18 protein-coding genes and 1 other RNA gene are annotated in these 16,917 nt (G+C 28.5%); 10 read left to right on the top strand and 9 right to left on the bottom strand.

The features are described 5' to 3' along the window. Positions 1–7: 7 nt before the first annotated feature. Positions 8–1,513, top strand: a complete 1,506-nt coding sequence (gpmI, locus tag ACXYRO_RS00540) for a 2,3-bisphosphoglycerate-independent phosphoglycerate mutase (RefSeq protein ID WP_458613994.1) — start codon at positions 8–10, stop codon at positions 1,511–1,513. A gap of 46 nt (positions 1,514–1,559) precedes the next feature. On the opposite strand, the gene gyrB is transcribed toward gpmI, so the two are convergent. The 5 genes from gyrB to ACXYRO_RS00515 form a co-directional block, all read right to left on the bottom strand. Next, positions 1,560–3,512, bottom strand: coding sequence for a DNA topoisomerase (ATP-hydrolyzing) subunit B (gene gyrB, locus ACXYRO_RS00535; RefSeq protein ID WP_458613993.1), 1,953 nt, complete (start codon positions 3,510–3,512; stop codon positions 1,560–1,562). 78 nt (positions 3,513–3,590) lie between these two features. After that, positions 3,591–4,190: a thermonuclease family protein gene (locus ACXYRO_RS00530; RefSeq protein ID WP_458613992.1), complete on the bottom strand. Its 600-nt coding sequence runs from the start codon at positions 4,188–4,190 to the stop codon at positions 3,591–3,593. 123 nt (positions 4,191–4,313) lie between these two features. Next, positions 4,314–5,141 carry a deoxyribonuclease IV gene (locus tag ACXYRO_RS00525; RefSeq protein WP_458613991.1) on the bottom strand — a complete coding sequence of 276 codons (828 nt, stop codon included), beginning with the start codon at positions 5,139–5,141 and terminating at the stop codon, positions 4,314–4,316. Then, the gene (locus ACXYRO_RS00520) at positions 5,134–6,237 is read right to left on the bottom strand and encodes a potassium channel family protein (protein WP_458613990.1); all 1,104 of its coding nucleotides are present in this window, start codon (positions 6,235–6,237) and stop codon (positions 5,134–5,136) included. Before ACXYRO_RS00520 ends, ACXYRO_RS00525 begins: the two co-directional genes overlap by 8 nt. Then, positions 6,237–7,208, bottom strand: coding sequence for a LacI family DNA-binding transcriptional regulator (locus tag ACXYRO_RS00515; protein ID WP_458598008.1), 972 nt, complete (start codon positions 7,206–7,208; stop codon positions 6,237–6,239). Before ACXYRO_RS00515 ends, ACXYRO_RS00520 begins: the two co-directional genes overlap by 1 nt. Positions 7,209–7,386: 178 nt before the next feature. On the opposite strand from ACXYRO_RS00515, the gene ACXYRO_RS00510 reads away from it, so the two are divergent. The 8 genes from ACXYRO_RS00510 to ACXYRO_RS00475 all read left to right on the top strand — a co-directional run bounded on the left by ACXYRO_RS00510 (position 7,387) and on the right by ACXYRO_RS00475 (position 13,267). Then, a complete protein-coding gene (locus ACXYRO_RS00510) occupies positions 7,387–8,187 on the top strand; it encodes an energy-coupling factor transporter ATPase (protein WP_458613989.1) in 801 nt (266 codons plus the stop codon). Continuing rightward, positions 8,178–9,089 carry an energy-coupling factor transporter ATPase gene (locus ACXYRO_RS00505; RefSeq protein WP_458613988.1) on the top strand — a complete coding sequence of 304 codons (912 nt, stop codon included), beginning with the start codon at positions 8,178–8,180 and terminating at the stop codon, positions 9,087–9,089. The genes ACXYRO_RS00510 and ACXYRO_RS00505 overlap by 10 nt, the downstream gene beginning before the upstream one ends. Then, positions 9,089–10,114, top strand: a complete 1,026-nt coding sequence (locus ACXYRO_RS00500; RefSeq protein ID WP_435129613.1) for an energy-coupling factor transporter transmembrane component T family protein — start codon at positions 9,089–9,091, stop codon at positions 10,112–10,114. Before ACXYRO_RS00505 ends, ACXYRO_RS00500 begins: the two co-directional genes overlap by 1 nt. Before the next feature lie 144 nt (positions 10,115–10,258). Next, entirely contained in the window at positions 10,259–10,495 is a 237-nt protein-coding gene (gene rpsP, locus ACXYRO_RS00495) for a 30S ribosomal protein S16 (RefSeq protein ID WP_458613987.1), read from the top strand. A 1-nt stretch (position 10,496) separates the two neighbouring features. Continuing rightward, positions 10,497–11,180, top strand: coding sequence for a tRNA (guanosine(37)-N1)-methyltransferase TrmD (gene trmD, locus ACXYRO_RS00490; protein WP_458613986.1), 684 nt, complete (start codon positions 10,497–10,499; stop codon positions 11,178–11,180). Beyond that, a complete protein-coding gene (gene rplS / locus ACXYRO_RS00485) occupies positions 11,170–11,520 on the top strand; it encodes a 50S ribosomal protein L19 (protein ID WP_458598016.1) in 351 nt (116 codons plus the stop codon). Before trmD ends, rplS begins: the two co-directional genes overlap by 11 nt. A gap of 81 nt (positions 11,521–11,601) precedes the next feature. After that, entirely contained in the window at positions 11,602–12,414 is an 813-nt protein-coding gene (locus tag ACXYRO_RS00480) for a DUF5378 family protein (protein ID WP_458613985.1), read from the top strand. A 61-nt stretch (positions 12,415–12,475) separates the two neighbouring features. Continuing rightward, a complete protein-coding gene (locus ACXYRO_RS00475; RefSeq protein WP_458598019.1) occupies positions 12,476–13,267 on the top strand; it encodes an alpha/beta fold hydrolase in 792 nt (263 codons plus the stop codon). Positions 13,268–13,305: 38 nt separating this feature from the next. Here ACXYRO_RS00475 and ACXYRO_RS00470 read toward each other — a convergent pair whose 3' ends face one another. Both ACXYRO_RS00470 and ffs read right to left on the bottom strand, forming a co-directional pair. Continuing rightward, positions 13,306–13,785 (bottom strand): NUDIX hydrolase, encoded by a 480-nt coding sequence (locus ACXYRO_RS00470; protein ID WP_458598021.1) that lies wholly within the window; start codon positions 13,783–13,785, stop codon positions 13,306–13,308. Positions 13,786–13,792: 7 nt separating this feature from the next. After that, positions 13,793–13,889: signal recognition particle sRNA small type (ffs, locus tag ACXYRO_RS00465), an RNA gene on the bottom strand. 70 nt (positions 13,890–13,959) lie between these two features. Here ffs and ACXYRO_RS00460 point away from each other — a divergent pair. Beyond that, positions 13,960–14,520 carry a hypothetical protein gene (locus ACXYRO_RS00460; protein WP_458598023.1) on the top strand — a complete coding sequence of 187 codons (561 nt, stop codon included), beginning with the start codon at positions 13,960–13,962 and terminating at the stop codon, positions 14,518–14,520. Between the two features lie 42 nt (positions 14,521–14,562). Here ACXYRO_RS00460 and ACXYRO_RS00455 read toward each other — a convergent pair whose 3' ends face one another. After that, positions 14,563–15,327 carry a hypothetical protein gene (locus tag ACXYRO_RS00455; RefSeq protein ID WP_458613984.1) on the bottom strand — a complete coding sequence of 255 codons (765 nt, stop codon included), beginning with the start codon at positions 15,325–15,327 and terminating at the stop codon, positions 14,563–14,565. A gap of 1 nt (position 15,328) precedes the next feature. Continuing rightward, positions 15,329–16,552 (bottom strand): S8 family serine peptidase, encoded by a 1,224-nt coding sequence (locus ACXYRO_RS00450; RefSeq protein WP_458613983.1) that lies wholly within the window; start codon positions 16,550–16,552, stop codon positions 15,329–15,331. Positions 16,553–16,917: the final 365 nt, after the last annotated feature.

The following is a 16,917-nucleotide window of genomic DNA, read 5'->3' as shown; positions in this document are numbered from 1 at the left end:
GTTTAATATGAAAAAAGTTATTTTAATAGTTATAGATGGATTAGGATTACGTAGGGAAAGCCAAGGAAACGGTTTTGCTTTAGCAAATACACCAACCTTTGATAAATTATTTGCTGAATACCCTAATTCATTAATTCAGGCTTCTGGTGAGTTTGTAGGATTACCAAAAGGACAAATGGGTAATTCAGAAGTGGGACATCTAAATATTGGTGCAGGAACAATTGTGTATACAGGATTATCATTAATTAACAAAGCTTTAAAAGATGGAACTTTTAAATCTGCTCCAGCATTTGTAAAAGCATTCGAGGATGTTAAAAAGAATAATTCAACACTTCATCTAATGGGACTTTTATCTCCAGGTGGTGTTCACTCATTAGAAACACATTTATTTGAACTTCTAGATGCAGCATACGAATATGGACTTAAAAAAGTTTCTGTACATGCTTTTGGTGATGGTCGTGATGTTGCCCCTCGTTCAATCAAAGCATCAATGCAAAAACTACAAGATATCTGTGATAAATATAATTACAACATCGCAACCGTTTCTGGTCGCTTTTATGCAATGGACCGTGATAAAATGTTTGATCGTGTTGAAAAAGCATACGCAACTTTATTAGGTAATTCGCAAAATAAATATCAAAATGCTCTTGATTATGTTGATTCGCAATATGCTAATGATATTTCAGATGAGTTTTTTATACCTGCACAAAAAGCAAACTTGTCAGCAGATTCATTTATAAAAGATGGTGATTCGATTATTTTCTTTAACTTCCGTCCTGATCGAGCTAGACAACTAACTCATTTATTAATTGGTTCGCCTTTATACGAAAATAAACCGTCACAACCTGTTAAAATTAACCAATTTGTTTCAATGATGAAATATGAAGGAATTCAAACAAATATTGCATTTGATGAAATGGAAATTAATATGCCTATTGGTAGGGTTTTGGAAGAAGCAGGTGTAAGTCAATTACGTGTTGCTGAAACACAAAAATATGCACATGTGACTTACTTTATGGATGGCGGAAAAGACATTGTGTTTAAAAACTCAAAAAGAATTATGGTTGATTCATTGAAGGTAGAATCATATGCTGATGCACCACATATGTCTGCTGAAGGTATTACCGATGAGTTATTAAAAAATGCTTTAGATTTTGATGTTACTATTATGAACTTTGCTAACCCTGATATGGTAGGACATACCGGAAATCTTAAATCTACTATTGAAGCAGTAAGTTTTTTAGATACACAAATTAAAAGAATTATTGATTGAGCACAAAGCAACAATATCACTGTATTTATAACAGCTGATCACGGAAATGCAGAAATAACTGAAGATGAAAGCGGAAAACCAGCAACCAAACATACAAGTAATCCTGTTATGCTTATTTGCACCGATAAATCAGTAAAATTAAAAGATGGATGTCTAGCTAATATTTCACCAACTTTATTAGATTATCTAAATATCCCAAAACCAAAACAAATGGATGAAGAATCGTTATTGATTAAATAACCATATGCTAATGTAATTTATAAAAGTACCTAATTAATAGGTACTTTTATAAATCAATATTTTTAACATATTTTGCATTATTTTCTATAAATTGTTTACGTGGTAAAACATTTTCACCCATAAGAATTTCAAAAATACGGTCTGCTCTTACTGCATCTTCAATTTGAACTTGTAACATTTTGCGGTTTTTCGGGTTCATTGTTGTGTCTCAAAGTTGAATAGGGTCCATTTCCCCAAGTCCTTTGTAGCGTTGAATTGTTATTTTTTGACTCTGATTAAATTTAGCAATAATTTCTTCTTTTTGTTGGTCATTAAAAGCATATTCTACCGTTCTTCCTTGTGAAATCTTATATAAAGGAGGTTGCGCGATGTAGATAAATCCATATTCTATTAAAGGTTTAAAATAACGATAGAAGAATGTTAATAATAAAGTTCTAATGTGTGCACCATCAACATCAGCATCTGTCATTATAACTATTTTATGGTATCTTAATTTATTAATGTTAAAGGTTTCACCCAATCCTGTTCCTAATGCTGTAATAAGCGACATTATTTCTTCGTTTCCAAACACTCTTTCTTGTCTGGTTTTTTCTACATTTAGGATTTTCCCGCGAAGTGGTAATATAGCTTGGATATGACGATCACGACCCATCTTAGCTGACCCACCAGCTGAATTTCCTTCGACTATAAATAACTCTGAAATTTCTGCATTTTTTGATGAACAATCTGATAACTTACCTGGTAAACCTCCGCTTTCAAAAACATTCTTTCTACGAGCATTATCTCTTGCTGCATTCGATGCAAGACGTCCTCTACGTGCAGCTATAGCAATTTCTACTATCTTTTTAGCTAAATCGGGATGTTCATTTAAAAAGCGTTCAAAAGCTTCTGAATAAATCTCATTTACTGCTCTACGAGCATCTTTAGAACCTAATTTCGCCTTTGTTTGTCCTTCGAACTGTGGATCAGGGTGTTTTATTGAAATAATCGCTGTCATTCCTTCAATTAAGTCATCACGGGTAAAACGCTCTGATTCATTTTTAAAAATACCTTTTTCTTGAGCATATGAATTGACTAAACGCATTATTGAATCATAAAAACCAGATATATGTGTCCCACCTTCAATTGTTAGAATATTATTTGTATATGAAATTATATTAGAACGATATAAGTCAAAAAGGTATTGCACAGCTACTTCTACGCCTATAATAACTTCGTTTTGAGTATGTTCATCAATATATTTATATTCTCCTGAAGCATAAATAACATCATTATTCACAGGTTTATAACCTTCATCTACTTCTTTAACATAATCAATTATCCCATTTTCATATCGAAATTCTTGATAAGAATCGTCTCTTTCATCTTTAACTGTAACAAGTAAACCCTTATTAAGGTGAGCTATTTGTTTAATATGATCTATTATTATATCTTTATCAAAACTCAACTTCTCCATTATTCTAAAATCAGGATGAAATTGAATTTTGGTCCCTGTCTCGTTTGGATCGCAATCAGCAATTACACTTGTGGGTGTTAAAGTTTGCCCACCATTATGAAATTCAGCAAAATAAACTTTCCCATTACGTTTAACTCATGCTTTCATCGAATCACTTAAAGCATTAACAACTGAAGCCCCAACACCATGTAAACCCCCACTAACTTTATATGCATTTGATTCAAATTTACCACCAGCATTAAGTTTGGTTAAAACTACTTCTAATGCACTTATACCAAATTTTGGATGAGCATCAGTAGGAATGCCGCGACCATCATCTTCTACTATTATATTTTCTTCTTTTGTTATTGTTATATGAATATTTTTTGCATATCCTGCCATTGCTTCATCAACAGAGTTATCTACAATTTCTCAAACCATATGATGGAGTCCTGATTTAGATGTGCTTCCAATATACATCCCTGGCCGCTTACGAACATGTTCTAAACCTTCTAAGTGTTTAATATTTGCTGCACTATAATCTTGTGTATTCTTTGCTGACATATTTTTACTCCTAAAGCATAAATATTTTTTAAATTATACCATTTTTGTTATAAATCCCTTGTTTTTATATAGAAAAACCTATGGTTTCGAGAAAATAGTATATAAATTTTCTTTTCAAAAGCCTTTTAAATTACTTTTTGATATCTCTTGTTTTTTAAGTAATTTTACATACATTTGCTTCATTTCTTCATTATATGTATAGTAAGGTGCTTTAGGATTTTTATCTTGAATATAATGAACTCTAGCAAGTCCTTTTTCTACTAATTTAGCATTAATCGAATTATAAAAATCATCTTTTGTTGATAAATATAAAACAGCAACTACCCTTTTATATTTATCAACTTGAATTTGCTGCATATATATTCTTTTATTTTCAATTAATTCTGATGTATATTGCTTTGCTTTCTTTGCATAATCATTTTCATATTTTTGTAGCTTTTCTTTTTTAAAATCTTTTTGAGTCTCAGGTGTATCAATTCCATAGAGCCGTATATGATATTGTTTATTAGATAAATCAGTTGCTATGATTGTATCACCATCAATAACCTTTTGAACCTTTATAGTAATATATTTATGGTTATTTTGTTTATTATGTTGATATAAAAATAAACCACTTGCAAATGCAGGAACAACCAACACACTTAAAAGAATTCATATTCATTTTTTAATTTTTTTCATATTCGCTCCATTTAAATTATTAATGATTTTTAAACACGAACTAAAAAAAGAACAAAAAGCGAACTTATAATCTTTTGTTGTTACCAGAAAGTAAAAAAAATGCAGTTTACACTGCAAATCTCTTTATTTACTTAATAATAATTCTATTTCATCTTTGTAAATTGGTCCATCATCTGCTCATGGAGTTTCTAGTATAATAGGAATATTATCAAAATCAGGATCATGAACAAATTTTTTGAGTGTCTCGGTTCCTATTGTTCCTTTTCCGATGTTTGCGTGGCGGTCTTTACGAGAGAAAATTTCGTGCTTTGAATCATTTAAATGTATTACTTTGGTTCTTTCAAGCAGATTTCATCTTTTTAGCTCATTTTTAAAATTTTCATAATCTTGCAAATCATATCCAGAATCCCACATATGACACGTATCTAAACAAACTTGTACTCGTTCTGAATCAACTCAATCTAAAATAAAACGAATTTGCTCAAAATTTGTACCAATTTCTGTTCCTTTTCCTGCCATTGTTTCAATGCAAATTACTACATCTTTTGTATTTTCAAGTATATATTTAAGTGAATCAACAAGTTGATCAAGTGCTTCTTGTGGTTCAAATTCTGTATATGATCCTGGGTGCAAGACTAATCATTTTAATCCTAAATAATTCATTCTTTTAATTTCTGCTATTAAAAAATCATTTGAAAAAGCATGTTTTGATGGACTTGCTGGATTAATAACATATGGTGCATGAACTATAATATCTTCTTTTGGAATCACATTAGCTCAATTTTCTTCATATTCTTGTAATTTATATTTTTCTACATCTACTCTCTTGGTAGTTTGTGGTGCTCCAAGATAAACCATCATTGTATTTGCACCGTTTTCTTGTGATTCTTTTACTGCCCCAGGTAAATAATGTGGAGCTTTAAAAGAAATGTGAGATCCTAATTTAATCATTGCTTACCTCGTTTTCCGAAGCATTTTGATTTGTTTCATCAATCACTTCAGTGTCCTTTTTTTTGTTCTTTTTATGTATATGTGCTTGCATTTCTGTTAAGAATGCTCCTGCTATAACCCCGGATGGGATAGCTATAATCGCTAAAGCAATCAATGCATTGACTGAAACTATAATTTTTGTAATTGGTGCATGTGGTAGTAAGTCACCATAACCTATTGTAGTTAATGTGATAGTTGAAAAATACAAAGCATCCACAAAATTCTTTACATAACCACTAGATAAATCTTGATAACTTTGATAATTATTTTCAAAATTTGCTAGGTTTGTCTGTAAATTAGGATGTTGTTGTAAGAATTTTTTTGTCTCTATTTCATTTAAATTTTTATAATTTAAAAATTCTTGTCACTGCTTAAAGTCAATTTTTTGACTTTCTAATCAGTTTTTTTGCTCATTTTCTAAATATACTGTTTCATTATTTCATATCAATATCGCAAAAACAATTATCACTAAAATTACTAATAACAAAACATATGAGAGCACCTTTTTTTGTTTAGCAAAAACATCGATGATAATCTTAAACGGTGCAAAAAATGCCAACACTATAAACAAACGAATAAATCTAAAAATATTTAAGATTCTAAAGAAATTTATTGCTTTAGATAAAGCAGGTGAAATATGATTACTAAAATCCTCAATCACATGTAAAGACGTTAAAATACACAATAAAATAACAATCCCTGTCCCAGAAAAAATAAATTTTACTGTACTTTTTCACAACTGAATATCTTTATTTAAATTATTATAAATCCGATATGTAACTAAGTGTGCAACAAAATCAAAGATAAAAAATGTAAAGGTAATAAGCTGTAATGTAGCAACAGCAGGTCCTCAATAAGGTTTAATCGCTTCGGTTGGTGAAACCAAAGAAAAAACTGAAATTAGAGAAGCAAAAATTACTAAACCTACATAACCTAAGCGAACAAAACGAATGCGTTTAAGTTGATTACCTAAAACATCATCTAATTTTTTCGTTGACCAAACAATTGATGTGAAGATTGTTATAAAATTATCATAATGTTTTTTAAATTTTGACATTATCTTCTTGGTTCTAAAATTTCAATAGGAATTATTTTAGAAATAAATTCATGTGTTTCTTTATAAACTGTAATCATATCATCAATTTTAAAACCGATATTAGGATAATCAATGAATATTTTTGCTGAATAATTCTTCATATTATCATAAATTGATTGATAACCTATATCTGTAAATGTGTATTCACGCACCCCTAATGTAACAGTTAAAGTTACATAAACTTCGTGTGTTGAACATATAATATTTTTAATATTGTTCTTTTTAAGGTAATTATTCAAACGAATAATTTCATCAATTTCTTTTTTGGTACTTAGATGAAAATCATGAATTTCTCAACCATTTTCCGAACAAGCTCTTTCGTATCCTTGAATTCTTTCAGCAATTTGCGAATCACTAAGGCGATCATCTTTAACAAAAATTGCTTTTCGATCCTTAGGGTGTGTACTTAACATTACTTTGTTAGTTAAATCATAAAAGCCTTTGGTCACATCAGGTTTGATTCAATTTATCCCCCGAACTTGATGTCCGTAAACTATAAATGTTGTATCATCTGTTTTACGAATAAAGTCAAATAATTCTTTATCATATTGTGGAATAAATACAACAATTGATCCGGGTTTTCAAGATAATGCATATCTTATTGAATCAATATATTCAGATGTTGAACTGCCTGAATAAGTTGTATTTACTCTTCTTCCTGTTTTTGCACAAGAAATGGTAATTCCACTTACAATAGATGCATATAAATTTTGCGCTCAAATTGGCATAATAATAAATACCGAATTATCACGACCTCTGATTAAACGGGCTCCTTGATTGGGATAATACTCATTTGCTTTTACTACGGCTTGAATTCTTTCTTTTGTTTTTTTAGACACGTATCCGTTGTTATAAAACCTTGAAATAGTTGAAATAGAAACTTTAGATTGTGCTGCTATGTCTTTATATGATAATTGTTTTTTGATATTCATAATTTAGATTATACCATAAATGTCTAAATGTGGAAATTTTCCACAAGTTCTTTTTGTAGGTCGCTAAGTATTTTTAAAATACAAATTAATAAAACAAAATTAAAATATTTATAATTTATTATAAAACATAAAAATAAAAATAATTCTTTAAATCCTGCTTTTTTATTAAAATATATATATGATAAAAGTTAATAACATCGTTTTTAGTTATAAACCTGGAATCTTGCAACCTGCATTGAAAAATGTTTCTTTTCACATCAGAAAAGGTGAATATATAGCTGTTTTAGGTCATAACGGGAGTGGAAAAAGCACCCTTTCTAAAATTTTGGTCGGTTTGCTTAAGCCGCAACAAGGTTCAGTTTATATTGATGGTATTGAATATCATCGTACTACACTAGTTCAGGTTCGCAAAAAAATAGGTATTATTTTTCAAAACCCTGATAACCAGTTTATCGGTTCTTCTGTTGAAGATGATATTGCTTTTGGACTTGAAAATCGATGTGTTAATCCAAAATTAATGAAAGATATTATCTTAAAATGTGCTACACGTGTTGGGATGCAAAATCATCTTGAAAGAGAACCTGAAAACCTTTCTGGTGGGCAAAAACAACGTGTTGCAATCGCCTCGGTTTTAGCATTAGATCCAGATGTTATGATTTTTGATGAAGTTACTTCGATGCTTGATCCAAAGGGCCGTCATGATGTTTTAAATTTAATTAAAGAAATTCGCGATTCAAGGCAGAAAACTTTAATTTCTATCACACATAATATGGATGAAGCAATTTTAGCTGATAAATGTTTAGTTTTTTCAAATGGTGAATTAGTAGCATTTGGCTCACCACAAGAAATACTAAATAATAAAGACATAATTGATTTAGCGAAAATTGATTCTCCTTTTATTTATAAACTTAGCGAACTTATTAAAGGAATTAATCCAACCTATAACGAACAGGAGTTAATAGACAATATATGCAAGTAAAAACAAACAAAATTACACATATTTTTAATAAAAGAACTCCTTGAGAATTTACTGCTCTCACTGATGTTTCCTTAGATGTTGCTGATGGTGAATACTTAGGTATTATCGGGTCAACTGGCTCAGGTAAAACTACTTTAATTGAACATCTAAATGGCTTACTTAAACCTTCTTTTGGAACAGTAGAATGAACTTTTTCAACTGATATATATAATAAAAAGTTAAAAAACTACCATACAGAAAAATTTCATATCATAAACGATTCACAAAAACGAAGAAAAATTAAAAACCTAAAAGAAATACGTAAGAAAATCGGGATAGTTTTTCAGTTTGCTGAATACCAACTTTTCAAAAATACTATAAAAGATGACATCGCTTTTGGTCCTATTGCATATGGTGTACCGAAAGAAGAAGCATATCAAAGAGCTAGAAAATGTTTGGAAATGGTAGGATTGGGTTCAGAATATTTGTCTCGCAGTCCTTTTGAGTTGTCGGGTGGACAAAAACGACGCGTTGCTATTGCTGGTATCTTAGCAATGAACCCTGATTTTATGGTTTTTGATGAACCTACTGCTGGATTGGATCCTGTGGGTGTGGTAGAAATCTTGGATATTTTAACCAAACTCAACCAAAGCGGTAAAACCATTATAAATGTTACACATGATTTAGACCGTGTCCTAGAAAGAGCAAGTAAAGTTGTTGTTTTAAAAGACGGAAAACTTGTGCGACAAGGACAACCTTATGAAGTTTTAAATGATATTCTTTTTCTAAAAGAAAACAATTTACAGCCTCCCAAATTACTCGAATTTGTCTTTAAATTAAGACAAAACGGATTAGATGTACCTAAGGTAAAATCATTAAAAGAACTTGCTGATTTTATCAATTTATCAAGAGAGGATAAATAATGAAAAGTATTTTTGGTCGTTATATCCCTGGTAATGGTTTTCTTTATAATTTCGATCCTCGTATAAAGGTTTTTTTAACTGTTTTATATATTATAATGGTATTTATTGCTAGTTCATTTATTGATTTATTTGTTATTTTACTTCCTTTGGTAATTATTTATCTAGCATCTACTAAAAAAATTAGACCTTTATTTAAGTTACTTAAACTACCTATTTTTATTTCAGTTGTTATTTTCTTAGTTAATTTATATATCATAAATTCTGAATCAGTCTATAATGATCACTATCACAATGAACTTTTTTGAAGTTTTTATACATCTAAATCAGATTTTACCACCCCGATCAGTTGACAGCAATATTATTTAGGAACTAACTTTGATTATTCAACACTTGTAAAAACATTTGGACAAAATGCGAAAATCCAATATGGTGTTTCTTTAAATTCTATCAACAGAACTTTAGCATTGTTTTTAAGAATTTACATAATGGTTTTAATTACATCTTTGCTTACCAACACAACACGGCCTATTTTATTAAATAAAGCAATCGAAGATTTAATTTATCCTTTAAAATTCTTATTTATTCCAACACATATTATCGCTACAATTATCTCGATCGCTTTGCGTTTTATCCCAACATTAGTAGATGAATCGCAAAGAATTATAAAAGCTCAATCTTCACGTGGAGTGGATTTTAAAAATGGTAATTTAAAAGAAAAAATAACCGCATTTACTACCTTAATTATCCCTTTATTTGTTTCATCTTTTCAAAAAGCGGATGATTTAGCAAACTCAATGGAAACTCGTGGTTATGATCCATATGAAAAACGGACAAAATATCGACAAATTAAACCTACTTGAATCGATATATTAGTTTTATTAGCATTTATTGCATTAGCTATAATAATAATTTTTAACTATATTTATTTTAAAAATTATGATTTTAAATTTGGTGCTAACAATACCTTCTCAATAGGTCAGTATATACTTCCAAAATGATATCTTGATTTACGGGTAGTAGGTTAATATATTAACAAAATTCATTTAAGTCTTTTATATAGTCTTAAATGAATTTTTAAATTAAATTTGATTATAAAAATTTTTTTATTATAATTTATACAACATTTTAGAGTGTCAAGTAAAATTACTTGACAGCAAAGGAGGATATTAATGGTAAAAATAAGACTTAAACGTATGGGATGTAAATTCAAACCAGTATATAAAATTGTTGCTGCTGATGCAAGAGCTCCACGTGATGGAAGATTTATTGAAGCATTAGGACACTACAATCCATCGACTAAGGAATTTGTTTTAAACAAAGAGGCTACAGTTAAATGATTAAATCAAGGTGCAAAACCTACTGACACAGTTGCGAACCTACTTAAAGCTCACAAAGTATCAAAATAAAATGAAAATCAATTTTTTAACCTTGTTTCCAAATTATTTCACACCTTTTTATCAAGAAAGCATTATTCATAAAGCTATTCAGAATAATATTATTGAAATTAATGTTATTGATTTTAGAAATTTCAGTAAAGACAAACACCGTAAAGTAGACGATGAAATTTATGGGGGTGGACACGGTCTTTTGCTTCAAGTTGAACCAATTGATTTAGCATTAGATTCATTAAAGAATCGTGGTGGTTATAAAATCTTAGTTTCACCACAGGGTAAAACTTTTAACCAACAAATTGCAAATGAATTATCTAAAAAGGATCAAATTACATTAATAGCAGGTAGATACGAAGGTTTTGATGAAAGGGTTGTTGAACTAGTTGACTTAGAATTATCAATAGGTGATTATGTTTTGACAGGCGGAGAACTCCCAGCAATGGTTATTGCTGATAGTATAATTAGATTGCTACCTAGTGTTATAAAAGCAGAATCACATATTAATGACTCTTTTCAAGGACAAGGTTTATTAGATTACCCACAATATACCAGGCCAAGAGAATATAAGGGTATGAAAGTCCCTGAAGTCTTGTTTAATGGTAATCATAAAGAAATTGATAAATGAAAACGGGATGCACAATATACAAAAACATTAAAAAATCGTCCCGATATCATTGAAAGGATTCAAAATGAGAAATAAATTATTAGAAATTGTAGAACAAAGTCAGTTGCGTAATGATTTACCAAACTTTCAAACAGGCGATAATGTTCGTGTTTCAGTTCGTATCCGCGAAGGTGAAAAAGAACGTATCCAAGTTTTTGAAGGTTTAGTAATTTCTAAAAAAGAATCAGGAACTAGAGAATCATTTACTGTTAGAAAAATTTCTTATGGAATTGGTGTTGAAAGAACATTCCCTGTACACTCACCTTTAATCGCACACATCGAAGTAGTACGTTCAAACAAAGTTCGTAGAAAAAGATTATTCTACATGCGTGATCGTAAAGGTAAAAGTGCTCGTCTTAAAGAAATTAAAAGATAATATATCCTATCCTCATTTAAACCACGCTGTGGTTTTTTTGTCTTTTTCGTGAAACTTATATAATTTATTAGTTGGGAATAAATGAAAAATGGATTTTTAATACTTATTTTGTTTTTGTCTTTTGTTTTCGCTTTTTTACCTTGGTATATAAACAAAAAGACAAAAAACAAACTTAGAAAAAGATGGATAAAAATTAGCATCGGAATTACATTATTAATATACTTTGCTGCAGCAAGATGATTTAGAGATATTGCTTTAATTTCTGAAATTACATCAGCACCTAGCAATGATTTTTATCGAAGCACTGTTTTGTCAAAATCACTTTTACTCGATATATGTCCGATGTTATATTTAATAATTAGCATCCTGTTGATAAGTGAAAAAAATCATAAAATCATTTCGTATATTGCTCCGACAGCAGCTCTTTGTGGATTTTTAACAGTTATTTTTGTTCCTTATACCGAACCACAGGCATCAATAAATTTATGATATATTTTTATCGGTACATCATTAAACAAACTTTATTTTATGTTGCACTTTATTATATATGTTATAGGAGCATATTATTATATATCCTATCACGATAATAAATACAAAGATATAATTTACACAAATATATTCTTCCTTATTCAACTTGTATACACTACTATAATGATTTTTGCACTCAATATAACACACAATGCTTCTGGTTTAGTAAACTTAGATTGACAATATGGAGGAGAATTTTACACAATTGCTTCTATTGTGCCTATTCCGATTCCTTATATTGCAATAGTATTTCACATAAGCATTATTTTCTTAATTTCTTCTTTAGTGTTTTTTAAGGTTTTTCTTTATAGAAAATGACAAAAATTTCTACAAAGAAAACAAGAAATTTTACTTCAAAAAATATAAAATACATAAATTTTAGATGTTATAATTTTATCTATTAATAAATAGATAAAAGAAAGGTTATATGAACTTAAAATACGATTATCCTTATGTTTTTAAAGATAACAACCAGCCTAAAAACCCAATTATTTTTGTACATGGATTTAACTCAAGAGCAGAAATTCATAATGTTTTTATGGATAAATGAACCTTAAGCGATTATTATGCAATTTCTTTTCCAGGAAACAACTTATTAGAAGCAAAAAATAATGATGAAATTAGCGTTAACGGTTTTTCTGATTTATTAATTAAATTTATCAAACAAAATAATTTAAAAGATGTAGTTTTAATTGGCCATTCAATGGGAGGTGGAACTATTTCGCTTGCTTATAAAAAAGCACCTGAACTATTTTCAAAAATGATTTATGTTGCTCCGATGAATAAATCATCATTAGTTAAAAAACAAGACTATTTAGATACATATTTTCCTAAAACTTTTGATGATTATAAAGTTTTCTTAAAAGCACTCTATTTTGATCCAACTAATCTATTTGAAAATAAAGATTTTATGGAAAATGAAAGAAACAACTTTAATCCTTGACTTTATAACAATCCTACAATTTTAAAACTCGGACACAGTTTGCCAGATATAAATTTGATGAATCAAATTGAAGCAGGATTAAATAAAATTAATGTTCCTACCTTATTAATGTTGGGTGAAAAAGATGCTGTTATTGATAGAGAAAACTGCATCAAATATTTTAAGGAAAATGTTAAAGATATCCAAATTGAAGTTTTTAATAAAGTTGGTCATATGCTATATTTTGAAAGCTTTGATAAATACTTTAAAATTATAAGTGATTTTTACAAGAAATAACCAAAAGCACTGTATACAGTGCTTTTTATATTAAACTATTATTGCCTGATAGTAATTATTTTGATATCTTGTGGTAAATTATCTAGTTGATCTACCAAAAATCTGGGAAAGAAATTAATGTCTTTAAGTTTGTCAATATCTATTCATTTAAAAGCAAAAACATTTCCGTTTTCTTCAAATGTAAATTCTGGTTTTGATATCTTTTCAAATGAAACAGGTATTGCTGAAACAATTATAGATAATTCATGGTAACGTTTTAAATTAAAACTATTTACATAAAACGACTCAATCAAAAAATGCTTATGTATATTCACAACATTTATATTCAATTCTTCTTTGATTTCACGTAAAACCGCTTCATCAATACTTTCGTGCATAGCAACTTTCCCACCTGGTAAATATCAATAACCATTCCACGGATCACTTGCTATTAAAATTTGATTCTCTTTACGAATAATCACCCCAACACGATATTTAAAACGATCACCGTTTTCTAATTCAAAAAATACATCTGACATAACTTTCCTTATCAAAAAAACCACCTGACACAACACTTCCTCATATGGCTGCTGTATTTCTACCCTGACCAAGTTAGTGGGTTATTGTTCTGATGGCTAATATATTATATATAATTTATACAAAAATCAAAGGAAGGAATAGTATGTTTTAAAAGTTTAAAGTAGGACGCTGGGGTGGTACCACCCCGGCGTCCTACTTTATATTTAACAAAATGATTACATATTGATGATATCCAATCGGATGTTAAAGGAATAATTGATAAAGATATAAAAATCCATTCATATGCTTTAGTAAAACAAGAAGAAAAAGTTTTATCTCTTAGTGTGGGAACAGGTGAATTAAGTCCCAAAAGCATTACAAACAATCAACAAATCTTAGACAAAGAATATGATACCTTAGATAAGGTTACTAAAAAGTTTAATTCTTTTTATGATTACTTTTTTAAAGCAACAACAACAAAAGAACAAGGACTTGAATTGATTAGTATTTTAAAAGATAATGTAAACACTTTCAGAAAAGATCAAAATGTTATGAATGCAATTCAATGAAGTTCTGATAGTGCAAAAAAAGAAAAATTAAATAAAGTGATTAAGAAATTATTTGCAAATCTTAAGTTGAAAAATCATATTCTTTATTCGGAAATAGAAGAAAAACCTCAACTAAAAGAAAAAGTAATAGATTATTTTTTCTTTTCTCTTTCAAACTACGATTCTTTCAAAAATCAATCGTCTTAAACAAAGAGAACACCTTTTACAGATGTTCTCTTTGTGTATCTATTATTCATCTTTATATAAATTTTTCAAATACTCATAAAATTGTTTTGTTTGATCATTGTTTAATTCTGGATTGATAGTTATTGTCTTTGTTTTATCAAGGTATTTTATATCCATTTTTAATTCCGACATCATATTATAAAGTGGTATATCATAATTTACTCCTAAACCACTTGTATCTACAACATTAAAGTGTAAATTTATTTGATTTTTGTTTTTATCATCGACGACAAGACTTATTTCATCAATAGCAGGACTCCGTGTTCAACCTTCATACATCAATAAATTTTTGGTTTTGAAAAATTTATCAATATCTTCATTATTTAAATAAATTTCTTTGAATTTTTCTCTATTTTTTTGTTGAAACTGTTGTTGTGTTAATGTATTTAAGTCTATTTTCAAGTTTGTTTGTAAGTGATTTCTTCAGCCAAATGCCCTTACTGTCTCTAGACTAAATTTGTTTAGAAATTTTTCGTCTAACTCTTGCTCTGAGGTAATTAATTCATATTTATGATCAAAGATATATTTAAACTTTCCTTTATTTTCTGTATTACCTGATCAAAAGTAAGTAAAATAAGGATCATAAATTGTTTGGATATTATTATCTTTATTATATTTAGAAATAAGAGATTTAAATTTTGTTATATCTGATATCTCATAATCTTTTATTTCTTTTTTATTAGAGTCAAGAGATGAGGAAGTACAAGAAGCAGTTAATAAACCTAAACTAAACGAAAAAGGAAAAAATCATTTCTTTAGTTTTTTCATACTATCTTTCTTGAACTGTATATGTCATTGCTAAACTATCATTAATCGAATTATCAAACAGTGCATCAGAATATTTTTTCACTTTTAGTCTATATATCCCAGATTCTGGTGTTATATATTCTAAAATCTCATCATTAGAATTAATCGATGTGATGCTTTTTACAACAGTTCACTTCCCAAAACTATCCTTTTTTTCTCCAAATTGATTAAGTTGTTTTCTTTCATATAAATATCCAGGAGCAACTACATTAGGTTTTGCAAGTGAATTATAATTGTCTGGAAGAAGATAATTTGAGTATGGTGCTATTGAGTCTTTTGGATCTTTTGATCAATGGTAATAATCTAATGCTCCTACAACTAAGTTATTAAATGAAAGAGATTTTCAATTTATTCATTCATTTTCTATTCCGTTTTTATTGTTTCCATTACCTGAGGCAAAAATATTTACAACACCATATTTTCTTGATATATAATCTAGAAAAAGATTGATTTCACTATAATCCTTTCTTTTATTGTTCGGCCCTGCTCCGTAACTATGATTTATAACCCTTACTCTTTTATTTTTAACCATTCATTCGATTGCTTTTTGTCATTCTGAATCATAAAAGTATGTAGAATAGAAAACTTTTGAATATCTATCATAACCATGTGTACCTGCAACTATATTTGCTACCTCGTTTGGGTGATGTGATAATTTTGAGTTTGAAATGTTATTTCACTCTATACCATATCTTAGAAAACCATCAAGCTTTCTTTCATCTAACATTCCGTTAACTTCTATAACTCCTACATTACCAATATTATTGTAGTATCGATTATCCTCTTTGTCTCTTTGCTTTTTAAAATCAACAAATTCTACATTTTTTGATATATCTGGATATTTATTTACTAAATAATATACATCTTCTTCATTTGTTTTATTAGTGTCGGATAATTTTTTGTTTTGAATTTCGTTAGGAAATACAATTCCTTTAAAAATTTCTTTTTTGTCTATTATATTTTTAATAAAGTTTTCTCTTTGATTTTCATTATCAAAATAAAATCAAACAATAGGCATCATTGAACTTATTTGATGTTTTTTAAATAAAACACCAGAATTTTGTATTTTATTAATAAATTCTTGGTTTTTTTGTTCTACTCAACTTTCTTCGTGAATAGAATTTTTTTCTTCATAATTTAATAGTAATTTTAATTCGTAATCGTTATTTATAGGTACATTTCTCACAGAATTAAACAGTTGTCCGTTTTTATTTATGCGAATCTCTAATTTTTTGTTTTGATATTCTAAATATCAAGGTTTTTCTTCTTTTTTTGATATGCTTGTAACTGTTAAGGTAGCTATACCTATAACTGATGTAATAAAAACACCGCTAAATAAAAATATTTTTTTTATGTTTAATTTTCATATATCTCCTTTTATAATTTTGTAAGAATCAAATTACTTATTTAATTTCTTACAAAATTATTTTACATAAAAAGAAATATTAATACCAGAAATTTTTATTAAAAACATATTTTCTTTTTGATATCTGCAAAATTTGTGAAAACACACAATCCTTGCTTCCTACATATTTTATTATTTATTAAAAA

Source organism: Mycoplasma sp. 4013 (assembly GCF_054353875.1).
The sequence above is the reverse complement of the archived record's forward strand: the minus strand, read 5'-3'. Positions and strand labels throughout refer to the sequence as shown.